The organism is Pantoea leporis, from assembly GCF_028048155.1.
GTDB classification, from domain to species: domain Bacteria; phylum Pseudomonadota; class Gammaproteobacteria; order Enterobacterales; family Enterobacteriaceae; genus Pantoea; species Pantoea leporis.
In genome coordinates, this window is the sequence record NZ_JALMEU010000001.1 from 695,108 (window position 1) to 718,379 (window position 23,272).

General features: G+C 54.8%; 23 protein-coding genes. 11 read left to right on the top strand and 12 right to left on the bottom strand.

What is annotated here, in order from left to right; all coding sequences use genetic code 11:
- Positions 1-207 precede the first annotated feature (207 nt).
- The 4 genes from MWH02_RS03245 (at position 208) to MWH02_RS03260 (ending at position 2,583) form a co-directional block, all read left to right on the top strand.
- On the top strand, positions 208-1,086 hold the full coding sequence (locus MWH02_RS03245) for a manganese catalase family protein (protein ID WP_101760741.1): 879 nt from the start codon (positions 208-210) through the stop codon (positions 1,084-1,086).
- A 133-nt stretch (positions 1,087-1,219) separates the two neighbouring features.
- On the top strand, positions 1,220-1,417 hold the full coding sequence (locus MWH02_RS03250; protein ID WP_101761030.1) for a hypothetical protein: 198 nt from the start codon (positions 1,220-1,222) through the stop codon (positions 1,415-1,417).
- Entirely contained in the window at positions 1,418-2,227 is an 810-nt protein-coding gene (locus tag MWH02_RS03255; protein ID WP_101760742.1) for a hypothetical protein, read from the top strand. It begins immediately after the preceding gene.
- 95 nt (positions 2,228-2,322) lie between these two features.
- The gene (locus MWH02_RS03260; RefSeq protein ID WP_101761031.1) at positions 2,323-2,583 is read left to right on the top strand and encodes a hypothetical protein; all 261 of its coding nucleotides are present in this window, start codon (positions 2,323-2,325) and stop codon (positions 2,581-2,583) included.
- Between the two features lie 34 nt (positions 2,584-2,617).
- On the opposite strand, the gene MWH02_RS03265 is transcribed toward MWH02_RS03260, so the two are convergent.
- The 4 genes from MWH02_RS03265 to MWH02_RS03280 all read right to left on the bottom strand — a co-directional run bounded on the left by MWH02_RS03265 (position 2,618) and on the right by MWH02_RS03280 (position 4,095).
- Positions 2,618-2,884 carry a biofilm development regulator YmgB/AriR family protein gene (locus tag MWH02_RS03265; RefSeq protein WP_101760743.1) on the bottom strand — a complete coding sequence of 89 codons (267 nt, stop codon included), beginning with the start codon at positions 2,882-2,884 and terminating at the stop codon, positions 2,618-2,620.
- Positions 2,885-2,946: 62 nt separating this feature from the next.
- A complete protein-coding gene (locus MWH02_RS03270) occupies positions 2,947-3,237 on the bottom strand; it encodes a hypothetical protein (protein ID WP_101760744.1) in 291 nt (96 codons plus the stop codon).
- Between the two features lie 120 nt (positions 3,238-3,357).
- Complete coding sequence (gene ycgZ, locus MWH02_RS03275; protein ID WP_007891089.1) at positions 3,358-3,603, bottom strand: regulatory protein YcgZ; 246 nt, start codon at positions 3,601-3,603, stop codon at positions 3,358-3,360.
- 213 nt (positions 3,604-3,816) lie between these two features.
- Positions 3,817-4,095: a hypothetical protein gene (locus MWH02_RS03280; protein ID WP_101760745.1), complete on the bottom strand. Its 279-nt coding sequence runs from the start codon at positions 4,093-4,095 to the stop codon at positions 3,817-3,819.
- A gap of 196 nt (positions 4,096-4,291) precedes the next feature.
- On the opposite strand from MWH02_RS03280, the gene MWH02_RS03285 reads away from it, so the two are divergent.
- The 4 genes from MWH02_RS03285 (at position 4,292) to MWH02_RS03300 (ending at position 6,964) form a co-directional block, all read left to right on the top strand.
- Positions 4,292-4,804 (top strand): GNAT family N-acetyltransferase, encoded by a 513-nt coding sequence (locus MWH02_RS03285; protein WP_101760746.1) that lies wholly within the window; start codon positions 4,292-4,294, stop codon positions 4,802-4,804.
- Positions 4,805-4,944: 140 nt separating this feature from the next.
- Positions 4,945-5,367, top strand: coding sequence for a translesion error-prone DNA polymerase V autoproteolytic subunit (gene umuD, locus MWH02_RS03290; RefSeq protein ID WP_101760747.1), 423 nt, complete (start codon positions 4,945-4,947; stop codon positions 5,365-5,367).
- Positions 5,367-6,629 carry a translesion error-prone DNA polymerase V subunit UmuC gene (gene umuC, locus MWH02_RS03295; RefSeq protein ID WP_110865986.1) on the top strand — a complete coding sequence of 421 codons (1,263 nt, stop codon included), beginning with the start codon at positions 5,367-5,369 and terminating at the stop codon, positions 6,627-6,629. The genes umuD and umuC overlap by 1 nt, the downstream gene beginning before the upstream one ends.
- A gap of 83 nt (positions 6,630-6,712) precedes the next feature.
- Positions 6,713-6,964, top strand: coding sequence for a hypothetical protein (locus MWH02_RS03300; RefSeq protein WP_101760749.1), 252 nt, complete (start codon positions 6,713-6,715; stop codon positions 6,962-6,964).
- A gap of 5 nt (positions 6,965-6,969) precedes the next feature.
- On the opposite strand, the gene MWH02_RS03305 is transcribed toward MWH02_RS03300, so the two are convergent.
- The 3 genes from MWH02_RS03305 to MWH02_RS03315 all read right to left on the bottom strand — a co-directional run bounded on the left by MWH02_RS03305 (position 6,970) and on the right by MWH02_RS03315 (position 12,467).
- Positions 6,970-8,529, bottom strand: a complete 1,560-nt coding sequence (locus tag MWH02_RS03305; RefSeq protein WP_271459889.1) for a sensor domain-containing diguanylate cyclase — start codon at positions 8,527-8,529, stop codon at positions 6,970-6,972.
- A gap of 270 nt (positions 8,530-8,799) precedes the next feature.
- Positions 8,800-11,064 carry a catalase HPII gene (gene katE, locus MWH02_RS03310; protein ID WP_101760751.1) on the bottom strand — a complete coding sequence of 755 codons (2,265 nt, stop codon included), beginning with the start codon at positions 11,062-11,064 and terminating at the stop codon, positions 8,800-8,802.
- A 269-nt stretch (positions 11,065-11,333) separates the two neighbouring features.
- Positions 11,334-12,467: a glutathione-independent formaldehyde dehydrogenase gene (locus MWH02_RS03315; protein ID WP_101760752.1), complete on the bottom strand. Its 1,134-nt coding sequence runs from the start codon at positions 12,465-12,467 to the stop codon at positions 11,334-11,336.
- Positions 12,468-12,689: 222 nt separating this feature from the next.
- Here MWH02_RS03315 and MWH02_RS03320 point away from each other — a divergent pair, with 222 nt between their 5' ends.
- Together MWH02_RS03320 and MWH02_RS03325 are read left to right on the top strand one after the other, a co-directional pair.
- Positions 12,690-13,082 carry a YgiW/YdeI family stress tolerance OB fold protein gene (locus MWH02_RS03320; RefSeq protein ID WP_101760753.1) on the top strand — a complete coding sequence of 131 codons (393 nt, stop codon included), beginning with the start codon at positions 12,690-12,692 and terminating at the stop codon, positions 13,080-13,082.
- Positions 13,083-13,272: 190 nt separating this feature from the next.
- A complete protein-coding gene (locus tag MWH02_RS03325; protein ID WP_192413569.1) occupies positions 13,273-13,887 on the top strand; it encodes a response regulator transcription factor in 615 nt (204 codons plus the stop codon).
- Positions 13,888-13,953: 66 nt separating this feature from the next.
- On the opposite strand, the gene MWH02_RS03330 is transcribed toward MWH02_RS03325, so the two are convergent.
- The 5 genes from MWH02_RS03330 to MWH02_RS03350 are packed head-to-tail and all read right to left on the bottom strand — an operon-like array spanning position 13,954 to position 21,197.
- Positions 13,954-19,515, bottom strand: coding sequence for a trifunctional serine/threonine-protein kinase/ATP-binding protein/sensor histidine kinase (locus tag MWH02_RS03330; RefSeq protein ID WP_271459890.1), 5,562 nt, complete (start codon positions 19,513-19,515; stop codon positions 13,954-13,956).
- The gene (locus MWH02_RS03335; protein ID WP_176970237.1) at positions 19,512-19,898 is read right to left on the bottom strand and encodes a response regulator; all 387 of its coding nucleotides are present in this window, start codon (positions 19,896-19,898) and stop codon (positions 19,512-19,514) included. Before MWH02_RS03335 ends, MWH02_RS03330 begins: the two co-directional genes overlap by 4 nt.
- A gap of 41 nt (positions 19,899-19,939) precedes the next feature.
- Entirely contained in the window at positions 19,940-20,194 is a 255-nt protein-coding gene (locus MWH02_RS03340; RefSeq protein WP_271459891.1) for a XapX domain-containing protein, read from the bottom strand.
- 2 nt (positions 20,195-20,196) lie between these two features.
- Positions 20,197-20,448, bottom strand: coding sequence for a DUF1427 family protein (locus tag MWH02_RS03345; RefSeq protein ID WP_110865978.1), 252 nt, complete (start codon positions 20,446-20,448; stop codon positions 20,197-20,199).
- A gap of 56 nt (positions 20,449-20,504) precedes the next feature.
- Positions 20,505-21,197 carry a hydrolase gene (locus MWH02_RS03350; RefSeq protein WP_101760759.1) on the bottom strand — a complete coding sequence of 231 codons (693 nt, stop codon included), beginning with the start codon at positions 21,195-21,197 and terminating at the stop codon, positions 20,505-20,507.
- 196 nt (positions 21,198-21,393) lie between these two features.
- Between MWH02_RS03350 and MWH02_RS03355 the strand changes: the two genes are divergently transcribed.
- Positions 21,394-23,271 carry an amidohydrolase gene (locus MWH02_RS03355; protein WP_110865977.1) on the top strand — a complete coding sequence of 626 codons (1,878 nt, stop codon included), beginning with the start codon at positions 21,394-21,396 and terminating at the stop codon, positions 23,269-23,271.
- Position 23,272 lies beyond the last annotated feature (1 nt).

Genomic DNA, 23,272 nt, shown 5'->3' on the forward strand with positions numbered 1-23,272 from the left:
AAATAATATTTATCTCGCGGATTAAAATAAAATTAATTCAACCCGGTGCGCTTGCAGCAATGGGATGCCCGCTTAGTATTAATGAGGCGGCATGCAGTTGATGAGTACAAGGCTAAATTCACTCCTTCCCTCCTCCATTTCTTATCGTTATTTATTTTTAAACATCAGAATTAATTCCCTTTCTCCGTTTATTTTTTGAGGTGAGCTATGTTTCGACATGTAAAGCAGTTGCAATATACCGTGCGCGTTAATGCGCCCAATCCCGGTCTGGCCAATTTATTACTCGAGCAGTTTGGTGGTCCGCAGGGCGAATTAGCCGCTGCGATGCGCTATTTCATGCAGGGTTTAAGTGATGAAGATGCGGGTCGTCGCGAGATGCTGATGGATATCGCGACTGAAGAGTTGAGCCATCTGGAAATTATCGGTTCACTGGTTGGCATGCTGAATAAAGGTGCCAAAGGCGAACTGGCGGAAGGCAGCGAAGAGCAAGGCGATCTTTATCGCTCCATTACCGGCGCGGGCAATGACAGCCATCTGACATCGATTCTGTACGGCGGCGGCCCGGCATTAACCAACTCCGCGGGCGTGCCCTGGACAGCGGCTTACATTGATACCATTGGCGAAGTGACAGCGGATCTGCGCTCCAACATCGCGGCCGAAGCGCGCGCCAAAATCCTCTACGAACGCCTGATCAACCTCACCGATGACGTGGGCGTGAAAGATGCGCTAGGCTTCCTGATGACGCGCGAAGTGGCGCATCAGCTGTCGTTTGAAAAAGCGCTCTACTCCATCCACAACAACTTCCCACCGGGCAAACTGCCGCCGATCGAGAAGTATGCGCACACCTACTACAACATGTCTCAGGGTGACGATATTCGCGGTAGCTGGAATTCGGATGAGAACTTCGACTATGTCGCCGACCCGCAGCCCGCAGTGGATGGCGGTGATGGCTCCGCCAGCGTGACGCTGCCGTCAAAACAGCTGAGCGATCTGGATACGCTGGCAACACGCACCGCTTCACAGCCCGATACCAATCCGATTACCGGCGCGGAACCTGGCAGTAAAACGCCGCTTACCAATCAGTAATTATCACAGGTCGCCCTAAACGGCGACCTGGCAGATTAATCCGGAAAACGCCCTTTCATTTCAGTTACCCGGCTAGGTTGTTGAGGGATGTGCCATAGTTGACGCTGGCATAAATAATAAGGATGGCTTGATGATGTTTGGTTTTTTAACTTCCCTGTTCGGTAGCCCGGAGTCATTAGTGCAAGTCATGACGCGCCAGGACATTCAGGAATCGATTGAGGAAGGCGACAGAATTATTATTGATGAAGATGGTAACGCTTCGGTTAATGCGTTGAGTCCTGAAGTGCAGCGCGATTTTGCCCATCATGTCAGCACATTAAAGGATATTTAAATGGGCACGGCGATATTTATGGTGATGATGGTTTGCGGCTATTGGTATACCAGCCGCGACATGTCGAGCCGTTTAAAAATTAAGCGTTCCTTTGGCTGGGATGTCTATTTTCTCATTGCGCTGTATGGCTGCATATTTGTGCTGCAAGGCGTGCTGGCCACCGCGATTATCTGGCTGATTCTGCTGGCCGCATCGGGCGTGAACAATGCGTTTGCGCTGACCTCGGCGGAGAATGTGCACTGGAACGTCGATTTCATGACGTGGAGCTTTTTAGGCATTCAGGCGCCGGTGGTGCTGATGCTGGCATTTGCCATCCTGTTCTGTATGTATCGCTCCAACTGGGCGGTCAGCGCCCGGCTCAACGCCGGTGGACGCAAGGAGTTGTATCAACGCCTTTCCCGCTCCAACGGCATTGAACAGTTGCTATTGCAATGTATGGAAGAAGGCGAGCTGGCGTGGGTCACACTGAAATCGCGCCGTATCTATATCGGCATGATTCACGCGGCGACCTTTGAATATCCAAACACTGCCAACATTGTGTTGATCCCGATGCTGAGCGGCTATCGTGATTCACGCACGCTCAATCTGGCGATCGAGCATAATTACAGTCTGTGGTACCACAATCACAACATTGATTTCTCGTCCGCACCTAAAAGTGCCCTTGAGTTTCGTAAAGTGATTATGGTGCATCAAATAGAGAGTTTGTCGCTGTTTGATCCGGCCAGCGCCAGCGCATTAGCGATGGATAAGCAAAGCGGTAATAAACGCAAGTGGATGCGAAAATCCGCGCCCAAACGCGACTATCCCTGAATTTACTATTCAAAGATGCTGGCTTAATCGTGCAATTGCTTTATGTTGCACGGAGCCAGCAACATTCCATAATAAGTCAAAATAATAAGGGCATCATGATGGACTTTAAAAAGTTCGAGGACACTTTACAGCTGTGGGGGAATTTACACTTCACGGGAATTGAACTGCAACAGCGTGATAATAAAAGCGAAATTTACGCGACCGGCACTAATAATCATACCCAAAGCCAGCTGTATATTTGCACGCTTTCAACTGATGTCGCTTCACACGTCCAGTTAAAACAGTTTCGCACCTGGTTGCACAGAATTAATATTGGCAAAGCGAAGCGCCGATTAGCTCTCGCCAGAAAGGATTAATTCATTGTCCCCGCGCGGGGGACAGAGAGGAATATCAGGCGTCGTCAGGCGTGTAACCCACCACAATTTCCAGTGTTTTGCGCAGCACATCAGCTTCAGCATCACCTTCTGCGGTTTCCAGCGCCATAATCAAACAGAGAATAATCGATTTATTACTGACGCGCCCTTCCGTGGCCAGCACGTGGCGGATAACCCTATCCAATACGGCAGCTTCGTTTCTTAACGTACTGTCTGCATTGCGAAAATGCTCTGCCAGTTCGGTGTCAGGCAGTGCAGCGTAGAGGTTGTGATTTTCCGACATGATTCCAGTCCCGTGATTGTATCTACGCTCGAATTTACAGTGCCTAAATGCGAGCCAATCGGTCAATGTTTACGATTGTTACCAGACTGTTGGTTGTTACCAAACAGCTGAAGAACGTTGTCGCTTTGCGGCTGCTCTTCGCGCAGCTTTTTTCCCGCCGAAATACTGTTGCGTACATCGGTGATGGCGGCAGTAATCGCTGCACGCTGCTCTTCGTCATTGCTCTGCTGCTTCATCAGCATCAGCTGATTCAACAGCGCTTGCGTATTGACCGGGCCCGTACGTTGCAACAGCGCCAGCGCCGCTTCGCCAATAATTTCATCGATTATTTTCTGGTGTTCACTTCTATTCATAACGAATTTTCATAACGAATCTCTGACCGCCGCTTCGCCCCGGTGCGGGGCGAAACCAGTGTGGGAGCGTATTCAGAGTAAAATTTTAATACTTGTACAAGTTTGACGTCTGACTGGCTCTCAGCTTTCACGTTCAAATAACAAGCCAATCAGCTGATGATAGTGATGCTCTTCTTCAGCATTGGCGGCCAGTTCCAGTCTGCGCAGCAGCTTGGTGCATAGCGATTTGCGGTTGAGGTTACGGCCTTCGCGTAAGATTTCAACCACGATCTGACCCAAGGTTTCCTGCTGCGATGGCAGCGACGCTTTGCTGAAATAGTTGGCAATGGCCTCGACTGAACTCGGCGTGTATCCGTTCTGACGCATAATTGACCCCAATAAATGAAAAAGTTAGATCATTTGACCTAAGTAAAGTTGTACAGATAGCAAAAAGCTGTACAAGGAGCTTACTCAAGATATCAGGCAGGTTTTGTTGCAAAAAGTGCTAAGAAGTGTGAATTAGGACAATTAGAAAGCTTTTATTTCCAAATCTGTGCGCTCCGCGCCGAAAGTCATCGACGCGTGAGCCGGTTGGGATGGTCAATTGTCGTCGGCATCGGCCGAAGGCATTCTGACACTGCCTTCCTGGCGACTCAATCCGCGCAATGCTGAATGGACGCGATTATCGCTGCCCGCCGGTTGACGGTGCGTGAGCAACCATTGCTGCGCCTGGGCAATACGCTGCTGCTGTTGACTGTTTTGCTCTTTTCTCGCCATGCGCGCGAGCTCTGCCAGCAGTGAGGAAACGCTGACTTCCTCACGGCGCACCAGTAATGCATAGGCCGCTTCGCCGATAATTTTAGGTTGCGAATCTGACATCTTCTACCTCCTGAGAATATGGGCTTACGCTTGCTTCTCACTCTTCATTATAGATCATCGGCCTGGCACCTTGTTAACAGACAGCTCTGGTTATCTTGGGTTTTTGTTACTAACACGTTATGGTAACTGCCCTTCGGTGGCCTCTGCTCGCACCGACGACGTGATTAATAACAAGCATTAAGCAAGGAAATCTGGCATGGAGTTCACCATACGCAAAGCCACGGCAGAGGATGCAGAGCTGCTGCACCTGCTGGGCCGCATGACCTACAGTGCGCATTTCAAACATATGTGGGTTTCCGCAGACGAACTGGATGCCTTTATCGACAAGGAATACGGTCTGGCAGAGCTGAATAGCAGCCTCGCGGCGCCCAATGAGAGCTGGCTGATCGCCGAGACCGACAAGCCGATTGGCTTCGCCAAAGTCACCTGGAACACGCCAGTGCCGGATTCCGGCATGAGCGGCGCGTTGCTCAACAAGCTCTACCTCAATCCAGAAGAAACCGGCAAAAACTACGGCCGCTGGATGTTCGAGAGCATCATCAATGAGGCGCGCGACAAGCGTGAAGGCTACCTGTGGCTGGAAGTGTTAGGCGATAACGTGCGTGCACGTAAGTTTTACGAAGCCTTTGGTATGCAGCACATCAAAGACATTCCGTTTATCACCGCTTCACAGCAGAGCACCCTGCAGATCATGGGGATGATGATTTAAGCGCAGCGGTAAGCCCTTTGGCACAAAATAAATTTCCTTTGTTGCCAACTGTTTTGCAAATCATTACGGGTTCTGGCTTGATCAAACTGCCTATTCGACATTACTGTATACATATACAGTGACGATTTGAGATCGCAGCCATGCAGTTTTATCAGCCCGCGGAAATCCGCGCTATTCTCGCCTTACCTTTGTTCATCAGCCGCGTGCCCTGCGGCTTTCCGTCCCCGGCGCAGGACTACGTTGAACAACGTATCGACCTCAACGACTTTTTAGTCGATCACCCCAGTTCAACCTATTTCATTAGAGTCAGCGGTGACTCGATGATCGACATCGGTATCAATGAGGGTGACATGCTGGTGGTGGACAGCTCGCTCAAACCCAAACACGGTGACATTGTGGTGGCTTCGCTTTCCGGCGAGTTCACCGTGAAACAGCTGATGTTACAGCCTTACCTGCATCTCAAACCGATGAATACCGCGCATGCGGTGATCGCCATTCCTGACGCCGATGAGTTCGAAGTCTTCGGCATCGTTAAACACGTGATTAAAACCATAGGCCGCTGATGTTTGCCCTGGTGGATGTGAATTCGTTTTACGCCAGCTGTGAAACGGTGTTTCGCCCGGATCTGCGCGGCAAGCCGATTGTGGTGCTGTCGAACAACGACGGCTGCATTATTTCGCTAAGCAGAGAAGCCAAGGCGCTGGGCATTAAGATGGGCGCGCCCTACTTCAAACATCGGGAAGAGTTGATGCGCCACAAAGTGGTGGTGTTCTCGTCTAACTATGCGTTGTATGGCGATATGTCGCGCCGCGTGATGGAGACGCTGGCGCTGATCTCCACGCGCGTGGATGAGTATTCCATCGACGAAGCCTTCGTTGACGTCACCGGCATCAACGCCTGCATGACATTCGAACAGTTAGGCCGCGACATTCGCGACCGTATTTATCAGGACACCCATTTGCGCGTGGGTGTCGGCATTGCGCCGACCAAAACCCTTGCCAAGCTCGCCAACTGGGCCGCCAAACGCTGGACCAAAGCCGAGAACGTGATGGATCTCTCTTTGCCCCACCGTCAGCGCGAGTTGATGAAACTGGTCAAGGTTGAAGAGGTGTGGGGCGTGGGCCGGCGCTTATCGAAAAAGCTCAACCTGATGGGCATTACCACCGCACTGCAATTGGCTGAAACCCCGACCGCGCTGATCCGTAAACACTTTGGCGTGGTGCTGGAGCGTACGGTGCGTGAATTATGTGGCGAGTCTTGTCTGGCGTTTGAAGAGGTGATTCCCAACCGGCAAAATATCCTCTGCTCGCGCTCGTTTGGCGATCGCATTACCGAATATCAGGATATGCGCGAAGCCATTGCCAATTACGCGGCGCGTGCCGCAGAGAAATTGCGCAGCGAGCGGCAATATTGCCGTCATATCGGGACGTTTATTCGCACCAGTCCGCACGATCCGCATCATCCTTATTATGCCAATGCGGCCAGCCAAACCTTGATTACGCCCACCGCTGACAGCCGCGATATTATTCAGGCCACGCTCAACTGTTTAGATCGCATCTGGGTGCCCGGTAAGCGTTATATGAAAGGCGGCGTCATGCTGGGCGATTTCTTTAGCGATGGCGTGGCGCAGTTTGATCTGTTTGCGGAATATCAGCCGCGTCACAATAGTGACCAATTAATGGCCCTGATCGACAAGATGAATGCCCACCAGCGCGGTGCGTTATGGTTTGCCGGGCAAGGCATTCAGAAACCCTGGTCGATGAAGCGCGAGATGCTGTCCCCGGCCTACACCACCCGGCTGGCGGATCTGCCAGTGGCGAAGTAAGCGCTTCGCGCTTGAATTACACGCATGCGAATGCGATATTCAGCCCCTGATACGGCCATAGCTTAATAACATCCGGAGAACCTATGTCGAATGAAGAACGCGTAAACGAGCTGGAAGCAACGGTAAACCAGCTGCAGATTGAAGTCGCTGCCTTGCGCGAGTTAATGATTAAGCAGGTGGCGGTAAATAACATCACCTTCAAAGGGAAATATGATGAGGTGATTATTCAACTGGCGAAAGAATATGAAGAGCGCGGCTTAGAGGACGAAAGGAATAGCCAGATGCACGAGGCGCTGCGTCAATATATTAAATACCAGCTGCCCGCCGTGGAATAAGCCAATTACGCTTGCGATTCATCTATATTAATCCCTTTCACATCATCACGCCCTTCACGCTTTGCCCGGTACAAGGCGTGATCGGCGTACTCCAGCAGTTTTACCGCACTGAGGGTGGCAGACGTCGCAGTGGTGGCGCAGCCGGCACTGATCGTCACCTGGCCTTTGGGCGAAGAAATATGCACAAGCTGCCTGATCCGCACCGCCTCAACCACCCGATGCGCAATCGTCATGCCCTCATCGAATGGGGTATCAGGCAGGATCAGCGCAAACTCCTCGCCGCCATAGCGCGCGGCGATATCGGAGCGCCGCGCCGCCACGGAAGCGAGCACCTCAGCGATCGCTTTCAGGCACTTATCCCCGGCAATATGGCCGTAAGTGTCGTTGTAATGCTTGAAGAAATCGATATCCATCATGATCAGCGTGAGCGGTTTACCGCTGGCGGCGGCGTGGGCCAGCGCTTGATGCAGGAAACGATCAAACTCCCTTCGATTCGCCAGACCGGTTAAACCATCAACGTGCGCGAGTTGATTCAGGGCGAGGTTGGCGCTGTGCAGTTCGTCGCGCAGCTGAGTCAATTCCTGCTGATAGCGCAACACGCTACGCGCCTGACGCAGCTGGAAGACGCCGAGCAGCAAGATGGTCAGCAGCAGGATAATGCTGAGCAGAATATCCTGCGCCCGACGGTTAACCCACACATGGAACAGATCGTCACTGTTGTAACCGGCGGCGACGATAATCGGATAGCGATCGGAACGCGCAAAACCAAAGATCCGCGCCTGGCCATCCAGCACCGATTTCCACTGCCCGCTGCCGCGATCCATTTTCGCCAGCATCTCCTGAAACAACGGGCTGGCTGAAAGATTTTTGCCGATGTAACTGTCAGGCATCGGACGCGCGTACAGCACCGTGCTGTCAGCCAGCATCAACACCAGCACATCGCGCGCACCGAGCTCGTAATAGCTGTAGAAGCGACGGAAAAAATCGACCTTGATGGTGGCCAGCAACACGCCCTTAAAGCCACCGCTGGCATCACTGACACGCAGGGAAACGGGGATCACCAAATCACCGGTGCTGCGGCTGTTGATCACCGGACCGATATGCACGCTGTTGCGCCGGTTATGACGCTGAAAAGTGAAGTATTCACGATCGGAATTATTGATATTGTTGGGTGCGCGTTGGGCGGAGGTGGCGATCCACTTGCCATCTTGATCGTAGTAGAACAAGCCGTGTAACTGCGGTAAGCGGCGCTGTAATTCGCGCATGGTATTACTCAGGTCAGCGCCCTGAATGCGCGTTGCCAGCTGTAGCTGCAGATCACGCTGTACCTGGCGTAGCGAAAGCTCGGTCTGCAGGAAGGTGTCTTCCGCCTGACGCGATTGTGATAACGCCAGATTCATCGCGGATTCCTGGGTCTGACGCACGGTCGCCAGCCAGTCTTCACGCAAGGTCCAGATACTCATACTGGCTACGGTGATCAACAGCAGCAGTCCAGAGAGCACAATGCTTTTCAGTAAACCGCCGTCAGAAGAAACCGGCTTATCCATTTTTCTTTTAAACTGCATGTTGTCCTCTGTCTTCCCCACCAACAGAGTTAAGCAGGTAAACCACGCATCAGTGGACGAATGCGGTTATTTTTCGGGCCATCGATAACTCCTATGACCAGTTGCGAAATATTACTGTAGTCTGGTTCCACCACATTAAGTGGCAGCAACACACAGTACGCGTTTACACGATCACTTCGGTATGCATCTCGACCAGCCCGCTACGAGCGGGCTTTTTTTTGCCTAAGATGCAGGGAACACGGGGCGGAGCAATCAACTCCGCCCCGCGCATTAGGCTGCGACGGTCAGCGCTTTTTTGCTGCGCGACCAGACGCGATGGGATGCCATGACAGAAAGGAAGTCCGCCATAAAGGTGCCCTCGGCTTTCACATCTTCCACCAGCCCTTCTTCGACCTCATTGTCCTGCACGTTGAACTGCGCCTTAAACCGGCGTGCATCACCGCTCAGACCGATGGCTTTGAGATGCTTGTAGGCTTCCAGCAGGAAGTAGCGCGCATCACCGCTCAGCAGCAACGCATCGATATTGCCATCCGGCACAATCACCGCATCAAAGGTCAGCGAAGGAAGACCGGTAAAGGTGGCATCAACCGGCAGCACCGATCCATCATCCGCCAGCACTTGTCCCATATGCGCTGCCAGAATTTTGGCATGCACGCCCTGCGCTTTCAGCGCCTGCAGAATCGCCAGCACGTCGGCGGCTTTCACACCGTCACTCAGCAGTAACGCCACCTGACGGCCTTTAATGTCGCCGCTCGGTTGCGCATACAGACTCAGGCTGTCATCTTTTTTCAGGCCGTTGACATCTTTCGGCGGAACGGTGTTGAGCTGCTCATCACTCAGCTTCAGCCCCAGATTGGTGGCCACAGCCTGCGCCAGCGTGACGTCAATCTGCAGCAGATGATCGACCACGCGTTCGCGGATGTAAGGACGCGCTACCTTGCTGAGCTCAAACGAATAAGCGCCGATGATATGCTGCTGCTCTTCCGCGGTCTGGCTCAGCCAAAACAGCCGTGGCTGCGAGTAATATTCGCCAAACGATGGGCTACGCTCGCGCACCTTGCTGCCTTCCACCCGCTCCTGATAGCTCTCGAATCCGCCCTCTTTTGCCGCTGGCGGCACTTCACGTGGCCAGTTGTTGTTGATGGAGTTCGGTTCGTAGTTGGCCGGATTGGTATCGATTTCCGTGCGATGCATGCCCTGACGCTGGAAATTGTGGTACGGGCAAACCGGACGGTTGATCGGGATCTCATGGAAGTTCGGCCCACCCAAACGGCTGATTTGCGTATCGGTGTAGGAGAACAAACGGCCCTGCAACAGCGGATCGTTGGTGAAGTCCAGCCCCGGCACAATGTGGCCCGGATGGAACGCCACCTGTTCGGTCTCGGCAAAGAAGTTGTCCGGATTACGGTTGAGCACCATTTTGCCGACCAGTTCGACCGGCACCAGCTCTTCAGGGATCAGTTTGGTGGCATCGAGAATGTCGAAATCGAATTTGAACTCGTCCTCTTCCGGGATCAGCTGCAGGCCGAGCTCATATTCCGGGAAGTCCCCGGCTTCAATCGCTTCCCACAGATCGCGACGATGGAAATCGGGATCGCGGCCGGTCAGCTTCTGTGCTTCATCCCACAGCAGCGAGGCTTTGCCCGCCACCGGTTTCCAGTGGAAACGCACAAAGGTGGCTTTACCCTCAGCGTTAATCAGGCGGAAAGTATGGATGCCAAAGCCTTCCATGGTGCGGTAGCTGCGCGGAATACCGCGATCCGACATCGCCCAGATGACGTTATGCAGCGTTTCAGGTTGCAGCGACACATAATCCCAGAAGGTGTCGTGCGCGCTCTGCCCCTGCGGGATTTCGTTGTGCGGCTCGGGTTTCACCGCATGCACGAAGTCCGGGAATTTATGCGCATCCTGAATGAAAAACACTGGCGTGTTGTTGCCGACTAAATCAAAAACGCCCTCATCGGTATAGAACTTGGTGGCGAATCCACGGATATCGCGCACGGTGTCAGCCGATCCTGCGCCACCCTGCACGGTGGAGAAACGCACGAAGACGGGTGTGATTTTTTCGGCATCGCTGAGGAAACCTGCTTTGGTCAGTTTTTCCAGCGAGCGGTAGGGCTGGAAATAGCCGTGCGCCGCCGAACCGCGCGCATGAACGATACGCTCAGGAATGCGTTCGTGGTCAAAATGCGTGATTTTTTCACGCATGATGAAGTCTTCAAGCAACGTGGGCCCGCGCGAACCGGCACGCAGCGAGTTCTGATCGTTGGCGATGCGGGTGCCCTGATTAGTGGTCAGGTCGGCGTTTTCGCCATTTTTGCGGTACTCATCGAGCTGCTCAAGTTTGCTGTTTTGCGTGGCGGGCGCTTTCAGGCTGCCGGGCGCGGTAGGCTGCTTGCCCGGCGGCGTCGGTTCAGCGGCAGGTTTATGTCCACCGCCTTGCGGTGCTAAATCACCTAATCCTGGCTCAGAGGTTTCTGGCCCTTTATGCGGCGCGGTGTGGGTTAAATTCTGTTCTTTTTTATCTTTCGACATGTGACATGCTCCTCCAGTTAAGACCCTATTAACTGTAGAGCATAAAAGCATTTATATTTCGTCTGGTTTAGAAATGATGTTTAAAGAGATTAATGAGGAGAATGTAAAGCGAGGATATTTTAACCGAATGGTAGCTTTAACGTTTTATTAATAAGATTAATCCTGATAAATACCGTTGCGCTTTATTTTAATCATTTTCGCACCCTCCACAGGGTCGCCATTAATGGCGACCAAAAATATCATGCGGCATAACAGGCGCTATGAATGCGTTAAGGTTTCAAAATCACCTTGGTCCAGCCCGCATCACGATCGTCGAAATGGCGGTACGCTTCGGGTCCTTCGGCCAGCGACAGTCGATGAGAAATAATGCTCGCCGGATGCGCTTTGTCGGTGGCAATCAATCGCGCCAGCTGGCGGTTATAGGCTTTGACGTTGGCCTGGCCGGTACGGATCGACTGCCCTTTAAACCAGAAGCTGCCGAAATCGAACGGCATTTTACCCACTTTGGCTAACTCGCTGGCCGCGCCGGGATCCTGCGGGATAAACACGCCCACCACGCCAATGCCGCCGGTGGCTTTGGTGGAGGCGACCAGGCTGTTCATGGTGGCGCTGTTATCTTCGTGTCCATGCTGATTACAACATTGATAACCCACGCATTCACAACCGCAATCCGTGCCGCGTCCATCCGTCAGATCAAGGATTTGCTGCACCGCTGCGTCGCCCACGGCATTGATGCCCGTTGCGCCCATCTGCTCCGCCAACGCCAGGCGATCGGGATGCGTATCCACCACAAACACCTGCGACGCGCCTTTGATGATCGCCGAGTGTGCGGCCATCAAACCTACCGGGCCCGCACCGTAGATGGCGACGCTATCGCCCGGTCGCAGGCCTGCCAACTCGGTTGCATGCCAGCCGGTGGGGAAAATGTCTGACAGCATCACATAATCTTCCTCTTTCTCCACCGCATCCGGTGGCAGCAGTAAACAGTTAAAATCGGCAAACGGCACGCGCAGCAGCTCGGCCTGACCGCCTTCCCACTCACCCATTTCAGCAAAGCCGTAGGCCGCACCTGCGGTGCCGGGGTTGGCGGTCAGACAGAAACCGGTTAACCCTCTCTCACAATTTTCACAGAAACCACAGCCGACGTTGAACGGCATACAAACGTAATCGCCAACCTTAAGTCGCTCGACGCCACTCCCCACCTCCACCACTTCGCCAAGGTTTTCATGACCAAAGATGCGCCCCTGTTCAAAGCTGGTGCGCCCCTCGTACATATGTAAATCGGAACCGCAAATATTGGTGGTGGTAATACGAATAAGCGCATCGGTAGGACGCACAATTTTTGCATCAGGAACATTTTTAACCGAGACATCAAAAGGCCCGTTATAGACGATAGCTTTCATGATTTATTTTCCTGAGTGGCTAGCACTCTTAATTCGAATGAGCAGATAAGCACGGCGCTAATTTAACGTCGCGCTTAGCCAAAGAAATAAAAACCGCGTCTACATACCCTGGCATAAATAAGTCAGTTGTGCTTTTTTCAATTACCGCTGCGTTTGTCGTGCAGTCGCGCATATTTGTGCCAGACTTAACACCGTGTCAGCAGGAAAATCTATGGAGAGCGTATGAAACAGGTTGTTTTAGCTTCAGTAATCATGATGTTCAGCGTTGGCGTGAGCGCAGCGGAAGGCGGATACCAATCAGGTGAAACAGCACCGCCGCAGAAGAATCAGGATGCCGGTTATAAAGGATCGGAAGACACCGCACAAACCCCGATTTCACGTATTCGTGATTTCCGTCAGGGCGGCTATGTCACGCTCGAAGGCCATATTATTGAAAAGCTGAAAGGTGATAGCTACAAATTCCGCGATGATACCGGCACGATTATCATTAATGCTGAGAAGCCGGCCTTCAAAGAGAAAACCTATTCAGCCAGTGATAAAGTTCGCGTCAGTGGAAAAGTGTATGGGCGTGGCGAACAAACCACCTTGAGGGTATCGCGAATTGAAGAACCTTAAGGTTACGCATTTATTACCTTAAGAATAGCGGGTGAGTGCATGGCTTTTCATCCTCACCCTTTTTAGGCCTGACAGCGCAGTAGATAATCACATTCACATATCCGTTTTTCGCCATTCCTACAGCACTATTTTGCGGGTATATTAGCGCGCATGTAGTGAATAGAACTTGTAAGAGTCTGAATGAGTTTTTATGGATAGAACGATTTATATTGTTGACGATGACCCCGCTGTCATCAACGCGCTGCAAAATCTTCTGAGCTCAGAAGGCTATCTGATTTCGACCTTTACCTCCCCCGCTGAATTTTTACATCAGCCGCATTACCGCACCCCGAGCTGTTTAATTGTCGATATGAATATGCCGGGCCTCGACGGCTTTGATGTCTCGCACGACCTCACCGCACGCGGATACACCATTCCCACCATTTTCCTCACCGGCTTTGGCACCATTCCTCTGACGGTCCGCGCGATGAAGGCCGGCGCCTTTGAGTTTCTCACCAAGCCAGTGATGCCGGATGACCTGATACAAGTGGTATCCGCTGCCATGGCGCTGGCCGAAAAAAGCGCGGCACTCGCACAGGAAAGAGTTGTACTCACCGGGCGTTATCACTCTTTAACGCCACGGGAAATGGAATTGATGCTGCTTGTCATTCGCGGTTTATTAAATAAGCAGATTGCCGCCGAAATGGGCATCAGTGAAATTACGGCAAAAGTGCATAAACGCCGCGTAATGGAAAAAATGGCGGTGCGTTCAGTATCAGAATTAGTCAGAGCCGCTGAGAAACTTCATTTACTGCAAGATGAATAAGGCGCGCGTTATAGTGATAACGGTCCGATTTTCCTCCCGCGAAATAGCGCGGGAGGATCAGATAAACTATTTCCCCAGATTTAATGGCATGGTAAAACTGAATACGCTGCCACCCTGTGGGCGGTTTTCCGCACTCAGCACACCACCATGACGTTTGATGATTTCGTTACTGATGGTCAGGCCCATTCCCATTCCTTCCGCTTTGGTGGTGTAGAAAGAGTCGAATATCTTGCCGATAACTTCTGCCGATAATCCGCTGCCGTTGTCGGCCACCTCTATACGAATATGATTCGCGTCAGGATTGGAGGATGAGAGCCGCAAAATACGCGCTCCGCCATTATCCGCCATCGCCTCAATGGCATTAATCACCAGATTCAGCAGCACCTGCTGAATCTGTACGCGCTCGCAAAACACCTCATCCCATGGCGCTTGAATATCCAGTTCAAGTGCCACCGAGCGGCGCTCAAGTTCCAGACGCGACAAGGTTAAAATATCGCGCGCCAGCAGATGCAGCCTGGCCGATGCATACTCCGCAACATTATTGCGCGTCAGTGACTGCAGGCCGCGAATAATTTCGCCAGCGCGCCGCCCTTCGTTAATGATCTCCTCAATGCTTTCACTGGCTTTCTCCAGCTGAGCCGGATCGCGTTTCAACCAGCGCAGGCTGGCGCCAGCATTGGCCACAATCGACATCAGCGGCTGATTGATTTCATGGGCGATCGATGAGGTCAGCTGTCCTACCGTGGTGGCGCGCGCCACGCGAGCCAGCTCGGCCTGGGCAATTCTGGCGGCATCTTCGGACTGACGCTGCGCGGTGATATCCGTCAGCGTGCCGAAATATTCGGCGACATCCGGCCAGTTCTCCACCGGCTCACCAATGCCTTTGATATAACGGCATTCGCCGTCATCACGGATGATACGAAATTCAGCCTGCATGCTCACGCCATGCGCCACGCTGGATTCAATCAGCGCTTTCAGGCACTGAATATCGTCTGGATGTACCCGCCGCTGAAACTCGGCCATCGAGGTGCTCACCTGCCCGGCGGGCAGCCCCATGATGCGTTTATATTCGTCCGATACCAGCTGGATATCCGGCTCAAGATGCCAGTGCCAGGTACCGGTATTACTGATTTTTTCACCCAGCATCAAGGAGGTCTGGCTGGCGCGCAGCTGTTTTTCAATTTTCCGCCGCTGGATGTTCTCCTCCACCAGCTCGGCATACAGCCGCGCCGTTTCCAGAGAAACCGCAGCCTGCGCACCTAACATCGAGACAATGCGCGAGTGCTCCGCGGTGAAAACATCCGGCATCAGCCGGTTTTCCAGATAGAGCACGCCCACCATTTGCGCCTGGCGGAACATCGGCACACACATCACTGCCGCGCCAGAGGCAACCAGATAGTTATCTTGACTAAACGGGCTAAACACTTCCGGCCGACCGGTACGGATTTCCTGTCCGGTGCGGATCACCGCCGAGAGAATCGACAGCGGCAAATCGGTCGCCACCGGCAGTTCATTAACGATTTTGACTCTGACGCCTTCCACCGTGGAGGAGGCGCGCGCCTGAATTTCCGGCACATTGCCGTCGATAAGGCGGATCAAAATACAGTGCTGCGCGCCGGCGCGCTCCACCAACATCATCATCAAAATATGGATCAGCCGATCAAGATTGATCTCTTCGGTCAACGCGCGCATCGCCGTGACCAGGCTTTGCAGGTCGCTGATCGCCGCACTCTGCTCAAAGGTCACGGTGTTTAACGCGCTCTGCGGCGGGTGCGCCACCAGATGCGGATAGTGCATTTCAAGCTGACGCACCTTGGCGCCCGCGCCCCAGCGATCCCAGGCGGCAAGCGCGCCTTTGATGTAGCCCTCGGCGGCGAACGCCATGCCGCGCGCATTGGCGCAGCGCGCGGCCAGTTCGCATGCCAGACCGTTGATCGGATGAAACTGCCCTTTGCGCGACAGCTCAATGGCTTTTTCAAACTGCTCCAGCGCCGCGCCGCTGTTATCCTCCAGCCTGAGCAGTTCGGCGCGCAGTAGCGCCTCTTTGTCGGCGAAGGTGCCGGGGTTATCCGTTGCCCAGGTGATGATTCTTTCAAGATGGCGCTGCAGTTGCTGCCGCTGCGTGGCATCAAGCTCATTCGGTTGCAGCGGTATACTGAGTGAAAGCGCGCTGTAGAGATGGAAATCCAGCATATGCACATGGCCGGGAATCACGTCTGTGAGCGGTGCGGCGTCGCTGAACTGGCGCTGGGCGGCGGCATACTCACCGGCAAAGAAGTGCGCCATGCCTTTATACAGCCGCGTCCAGAACTGCATTAAAAACAGCGGTTCAATGGCGTATTCGGGTTGCACCGCATTTAGCGCGGGCGCATGGAAATCATCGCCGGACAAGGTCTCACCGGCTGGCTTACGCAGGAACATCACGTAATCCAACTGCATGCCGAGTATCACTTCCACATCGCGATACTGCGCTTTGCGCACATAGACCATGCCGCGCATGATCGAAGTATGCACGCCATCAAGATGGTCACCGCGCGCCAGGCAATTCATGGTGAGATGACGCAGCGCCAGACACGCCGACGTGCGATCGCCAATATCAACCGCCACATCAAAAGTCGCTTTAGCGCACTCAATGGCGTAACTGAGTGGCATGGTCCAGACGCTCACCTGGTCCAGCGGCATCAGCGTGCGCGCTTTGTAGCTAACGAAGTCGTGCTTATACACCAGCTCGCGGGCCAGCAGCGCGCTGGCAAATCCTCGGCTGTATTCGTTGAACTGATCGCCACACACCACGCCATACCAGGCAAGCGCCAGCGTTGAGGCACCGCTGATGCCCTTCTCCATCGTCAGATGCAGAAGTTTGCACAGGATGATGAACTGCAGCCGTGGGCTTATAAATGCGGCGAAGGTGCTGGCGCTGGCCATCAAATTCATCACCGCTTCGGTTTTATGGCAGGTCACTCGCGCCAGGGAACGGAAGCGCGTATAGGGATTTTTGCCAACCTCTTTTTTCAACCGTTGCCTGGCGACATCGCACTCGGCTTTATCCGGATAGCGCTGCAGATGAATGTCAAACACCGCCAGCCAGGCCAGCGCGGTTTCCAGCGCCAGCTGGCTGTCGGACTGACGCATATGAATTTCAGCAATTAGCGTCGCCGCTTCGGCTTTATCGGTGACCACACCGGGCGTGGCGAGAATCTCAGAGCTCAACGCCAGCGCGCCCGATAAGTTGCCGTTTAAAAACTCACACTCCGCTTGCTCAAACAAAAACGTGCCGCTCTCCTCCGCGCCTGACGCTGCGTTGAGCGCTCGGGCAGCGTGTAAGAAACGCAGCGCGGAAGCGTAATCGCCCATAATTTTCGCGCGTCGGGTAGCGTTTAATAACAGCAGACTAAACGCAGCGGCATCAGGCGCTAAAAGTGCGCGGTTTTGCAACGTGATGGTGTGATGCGCGGCACTGAACAGCAGCGCATGCGCGTTATCCTGGCGCGCGGCCTGCATGTAATAGCGCGCAGCGGCAAAGTGAAAATCATCTTTTGCCGCCGACGAAAGCAACTTCAGCGCGGCCTCATGCATGCTGTCATGCATAAAGGTGTAGCTGTGATCGGTCAGCGAGATCAGCCGGGCCTCAGCCGCAGGGCGCAGCGTGGCGCGAAGGGCGCTAAGCGCCGTATCGAGGATGCCGGCCAACACCGGCAGATCGCCGCTACTGCCGATGCAGGCCAATCGGCCCAGCAGCTGGCGCAGCGGCAGCGCGAGCAACTGCAGCTGTTGCAGCACGCTGGCGGCAACGTTCGCGGTGTAATGGCAGTTTCTCAACGCGTGCGGATTGTAGGTCCATTTATGGGATGCGACGTGCGTAATGTGGTGATCGCGCACCGCCTGGCGGTAAAACTCACGCGTGGCGAGCGGATTTCCTGCGGTTTTTTCATGGATGATCTGCGCAAGCTCGGTGGTTTCCGCGCTACGCGTGTGAAAAATGCCGGCCAGCCAGCTGGCGATATTTTTCACCGACAGCGGCTCGGGCGTCACATCCACAATGCGCGTGGCCGCCGCACGAATCCGATCCAGGCTGGCGACCACCGTCGGACAGGGCAACGAGGCGCGATCGCGATGAGAAATCACCAGCAACAAGGGAATATCGTCGCTGGAACGCAGCAGATTCTGCAGCAGCTGCAAAGTCGCCTGATCGGCCCAGTGCACATCATCAATCAGCAGGATCAGCGGCCGTCCCGGCACCGTAAAGGCTTTCACCAGGCTGCAGGCCACCAGATTCAGGCGATTGCGCGCATCCAGCGAGCGCGCATCCGCCTGCACGCTGGCTTTGTGGTTGAGCAAGATGCCCAGCTCGGGCACCAGATTGACGGCCAGCCCAACATAATTCCCCAGTTGACGCGTGATGTGTGTTTTCCAGCGCGCCATCTCTTCAGCGGGCAACCCGAGCAGATGCAGCGTCAGCGATCGAAACGCCGAGGTGAATACCGCGTAGGGCAGAATGGGCGAGTGCTGATCGGCTTTGGTCACCGTCAGCAGCGCGTTTTTTTCGCGCAGGATTTTAAGCGCCGAGGCAATCAGCGAGGATTTTCCGGCACCGGGCGCGCCGCCAATCGCCACCATGCAGTGTTTCCCGCTGCTGCACACCTCATCAAACGCCGCCAGCATCTCGCTGGCCTGAGCATGGTCGCTGTACAGCACATCGGATAACAGCGTCGAGGTCGGCACATCCTGTAAGCCCAGCGCGAAGGATTCAACCACGCCGTCAGGCATCAAATTGGATTCGCAGCGGCGCAGATCGGCCAGCACGCCTTCGACGGTTTGATAACGCTGCTCCGGCGATTTGGTTAGCAGGCGTAAAATGAGGGATGAGAGCACCAGCGGTACATCTTTGCGCAGCCGGTGCGGCGGCAGCGCTTCGGAGGCAATGTGATGGTGCACCCATTCAGCCGCGCCACCTTCGGCGCTGCCATAGGGAAGCTTGCCGGTGAGTAATTCGTAAAGCACGATGCCCAGGCTGTAGAGATCGCTGACCTGGCTGACCGCGTGCGCGGTGCGCGAGGTATGCTCGGGCGACATGTAGGCCAGCGTTCCGCCGGTCACCGAGGCGCGCAGCGGCTGCTGTGAGTCCGCTTCGATAAACGCCAGGCCAAAGCCGCCCAGCACCACGTCGCCTTGATCGGTGAAGAAGAAATTGGCCGGTTTGATGTCGCCGTGCACCAAGCCTTGCTGATGCAGCTTGCTGAGCGCGTTACACAGCAGCACGGCGCAGCTGATGAACTTCTGAATTTTACCCGCTGGCAGGCGCAGATAATCCGCCAGGGTTTGGTAGCGGAAAGCGGGATAAATCAGGGCGTAGCGCCCTTGATATAAGGTGTGACGCAACGGTTTTAGCGCCCAGCTTTCCGTTAATAAGGTGCGCAGCGCATACTCATTTTTCAGCAGTTGCGTCACCTGAAACACCGCCTCTTCGGCCGCCGCCGTGGCCAGCACGAAGCGCTCACCGGAGATCAGGTGTCGGCATTCGATCCATTCAACCTGCCCTTCCTGCGCCAGCGGGGTGAAAACGATGTCATCCGCCAGCACCAGCGCCGCGTCATCCGAGATATTTAACGACAGGAAAAGCGTGCTCATTGGCGCGCCGCCTGGGAGGAAAACGCCAGGCGGATATGTTCGAACAGCAGGTCGATATCAATGGGCTTTCGCATAAAGGTTATCGCGCCTAGATTGATGGCATACCAGAGCATATTTTCATCGCCGTTGCCGGAGATGATGATTCCGGGTGGGTTCTCGAGACGCTCTACCAGCGCACGGAACAACTCAAAGCCCGACATGCCTTTGAGCTCAACATCAATAATAAACAGCGCAGCGTCTTTTAGCGCCGTCTCGTCCGCTAATAACGCTTCAGCCGACTCAAATGCCTGCGTTGCGTATCCTTCCGACTGAAGCAGATTGCTCAAACCACTGCGAACAGATCGTTCATCATCAACAACGACAATGCGCTGCGACAGCTGCATGCTGTGTTCCTTCATTATTATTCACTGCCTGCGGCGCGTCCTCAGGACGTTTTGTCACGCGAGGGCGGCGGCGTGCCACTGATTTTAGGCACACACTCGTGACGAAACCAGGCCAGCGTGACCGGCTGACGGTTAATCAGGCGCTTACACAGCGGGATAATCTGTTCGCCGACCAGCATACCAAACAGGCCAAGCAGCGCAATCACGGGCGGAGCCGGGGAATTGACGTCGATAACGGCATAAATGATCCCGACTAAAATACCGACGGAGAGCGATATCGCATAGGTTTTCAGCATGTTCAACCCGCCTGTTTTGCGGTGAGCGTGGCGGGAGGTAGCGGCCTGTCCGCGGCCATCGCGCGCGGCGATTTATCGACAGGCGCGGAGAAGGCCACCGGATGGGTCAATTTTCCGCCCAGCGAACTGCCCACGATCATGCCCAGCAAGCCCACCAGCGCCACGGCGGGTGGCGCCGGCGATCGCACGTTGAGCAAGGCGTAAATCAGGCCGATAAACACGCCCGCCGCCAGAGAAATCAGTAAAGGACTCACCGGTCCTCCTTGCAAAAGAGACAGGCGAGCCGCTAAGCGCTCGCCTGGGTGACGATTTAGCGAACGGGCGCAGCAACCGGTGCCAGCGTGCGATGCTCGCTCTTCTGACGCGATGGCGCTTTGTGCACCATGGTGTAAGCGTAATCAACGCCGATGCCGTAAGCACCGGAGTGCTCTTTCGCGATATCCATCACCGCGTTGTAGGTCTCTTTGTGCGCCCAGTCGCGCTGCCACTCCAGCATCACCTGCTGCCAGGTCACCGGGATCACACCCGCCTGAATCATGCGCTGCATGGCATAGTCGTGCGCTTCTTTGGTGGTGCCGCCGGAGGCGTCAGCCACCATGTAGATCTCATAGTCGCCTTCCAGCATGGCGCACAGCGCGAAGGTGTTGTTACACACTTCGGTCCACAGACCGGAAACCACAATTTTCTTCTTACCGTTGGCCGCCAGCGCATCACGCACTTTCTGGTCATCCCACGAGTTCATCGAGGTACGCTCAAGAATGTCCTGGCCGGGGAACACATCCAGCAGCTCCGGGAAGGTGTTGCCTGAGAAGCTCTCGGTCTCCACCGTGGTCAGTACGGTAGGAATGTTGAAGACCTTCGCCGCTTTTGCCAACGCGACCACGTTATTTTTCAGCACCTGACGGTCGATGGACTGCACGCCAAACGCCATTTGCGGCTGCTGGTCAATGAAGATGATCTGGCAGTTATGCGGTGTCAGTACTTCTAATTTACTGGTTGTCATTTTTGTATGCCCATTGAGGTGAATGTCTGGGCGCAGTGTAAGAACCTTTGGGCACACGAACCATTATCTATAGGTATAACTATACGAAGGTATACCTATCCTTTTGTATAACTAGACGCTTTCCGCACCGCCTGAACATAATCCCACCCAGTATTTCACCTGCGAAATTGGCAGGACCTCTTATTCAGGAGCTTTTATGGTTACGTTAGGCAAAGCAGACATCATTTTGACCAATGGGCGATTTCATACTGTCGATCGCGGCAACCCAATTGCCGAGGCCGTGGCGATGCGCGATGGCAAATTTCTCGAAGTGGGCAGCCTGGCCGACGTGATGCAGCATCACTGCGAAGGCACCAAAGTGATTGACCTCAAAGGCCATACCGCCATTCCCGGCCTGAATGATTCCCACCTGCACCTGATCCGCGGGGGCCTGAATTACAACCTCGAACTGCGCTGGGAAGGCGTGCCCTCGATCGCCGATGCGTTGCGGATGCTGAGAGAACAGGCGCTGCGCACGCCGTCACCCCAGTGGGTGCGCGTGGTAGGCGGCTGGACCGAGTTTCAGTTTGCCGAGCGTCGCATGCCGACGCTGGATGAGATCAACGAAGCCGCGCCCGATACGCCGGTGTTTATCCTGCATCTGTACGATCGTGCCCTGCTCAATCGCGCCGCGTTGAAGGTCGTCGGCTACACCAAAGACACGCCCAATCCGCCGGGCGGCGAGATCCAGCGCGACAGCAATGGCAACCCGACCGGCATGCTGATTGCGCGCCCGAACGCCATGATCCTTTACGCCACGCTGGCGAAAGGGCCAAAACTGCCGCTGGAGCAGCAGGTCAATTCCACCCGCCAGTTTATGCGCGAGTTGAACCGTCTGGGCCTGACCAGCGCGATTGATGCAGGCGGCGGTTTCCAGAACTATCCCGAAGATTACGAAGTCATTGCCGAGCTGCATGAGAAAAAGCAGATGACGCTGCGTATCGCCTACAACCTGTTTACCCAACGTCCGGGCCACGAGCTGGAAGACTTCGAAAAGTGGACCGACATGCTGACGCCGGGCCAGGGCAGCGACTATTTCCGTCACAACGGCGCCGGTGAAATGCTGGTGTTCTCCGCCGCCGATTTCGAAGATTTCCTCGAACCGCGTCCGGATCTGGCGCCCGGCATGGAAGATGAGCTGGAGCGCGTGGTGCGTCATCTGGTGGAACATCGCTGGCCGTTCCGCCTGCACGCCACTTACGATGAATCGATCAGTCGCATGCTGGATGTGTTTGAAAAAGTGAACCGCGACATTCCGTTCAACGGCCTGCACTGGTTCTTCGATCACGCCGAAACCGTGACGCAGCGTAACCTTGACCGCATCAAAGAGCTGGGCGGCGGCATTGCCGTACAGCATCGTATGGCGTTCCAGGGCGAATACTTTGCCGAGCGTTACGGCATTGAGGCCACTCGCCATACACCGCCGGTGGCGCGCATGCTGGAGACCGGCGTGCCGGTGGGTTTAGGAACCGATGCGACGCGCGTGGCCAGTTATAACCCGTGGACCGCGCTTTACTGGCTGGTCTCGGGACGCACCGTGGGCGGCATGCAGATGTACGACGTCAACGCGCGCCTCGATCGTGATACGGCGCTGATGTTGTGGACGCAGGGCAGCGCCTGGTTCTCCAGCGAGCAAGGTAAAAAAGGCCAGATTAAAAGCGGTCAGCTGGCCGATATGGTGGTGCTGAGCAAAGACTACTTCAGCGTGCCTGAAGAGGAGATCAAAGGCATTGAGTCGGTGCTGACGGTGGTGGACGGAAATATCGTTTATGCCGCCGGCGCTTTCAGCTCGGAAGCGCCGCCCCTCATTCCGGTGCTGCCGGAATGGTCGCCGGTGGTCAAGGTTCCCGGCCACTATCGCAGTGCGCCGCCAACCGCCACCACACGCGTGGGCATGATGCAGCAAGCGCATCACTGCAGCGGCCCGTGCGGCGTGCATACGCATTCTCATGAGATTGCGCGCGGCGCCAACCTGCCGGTTTCGGAAGAGAACGCCTTCTGGGGCGCGCTCGGCTGCAGCTGCTTCGCCTTCTAAA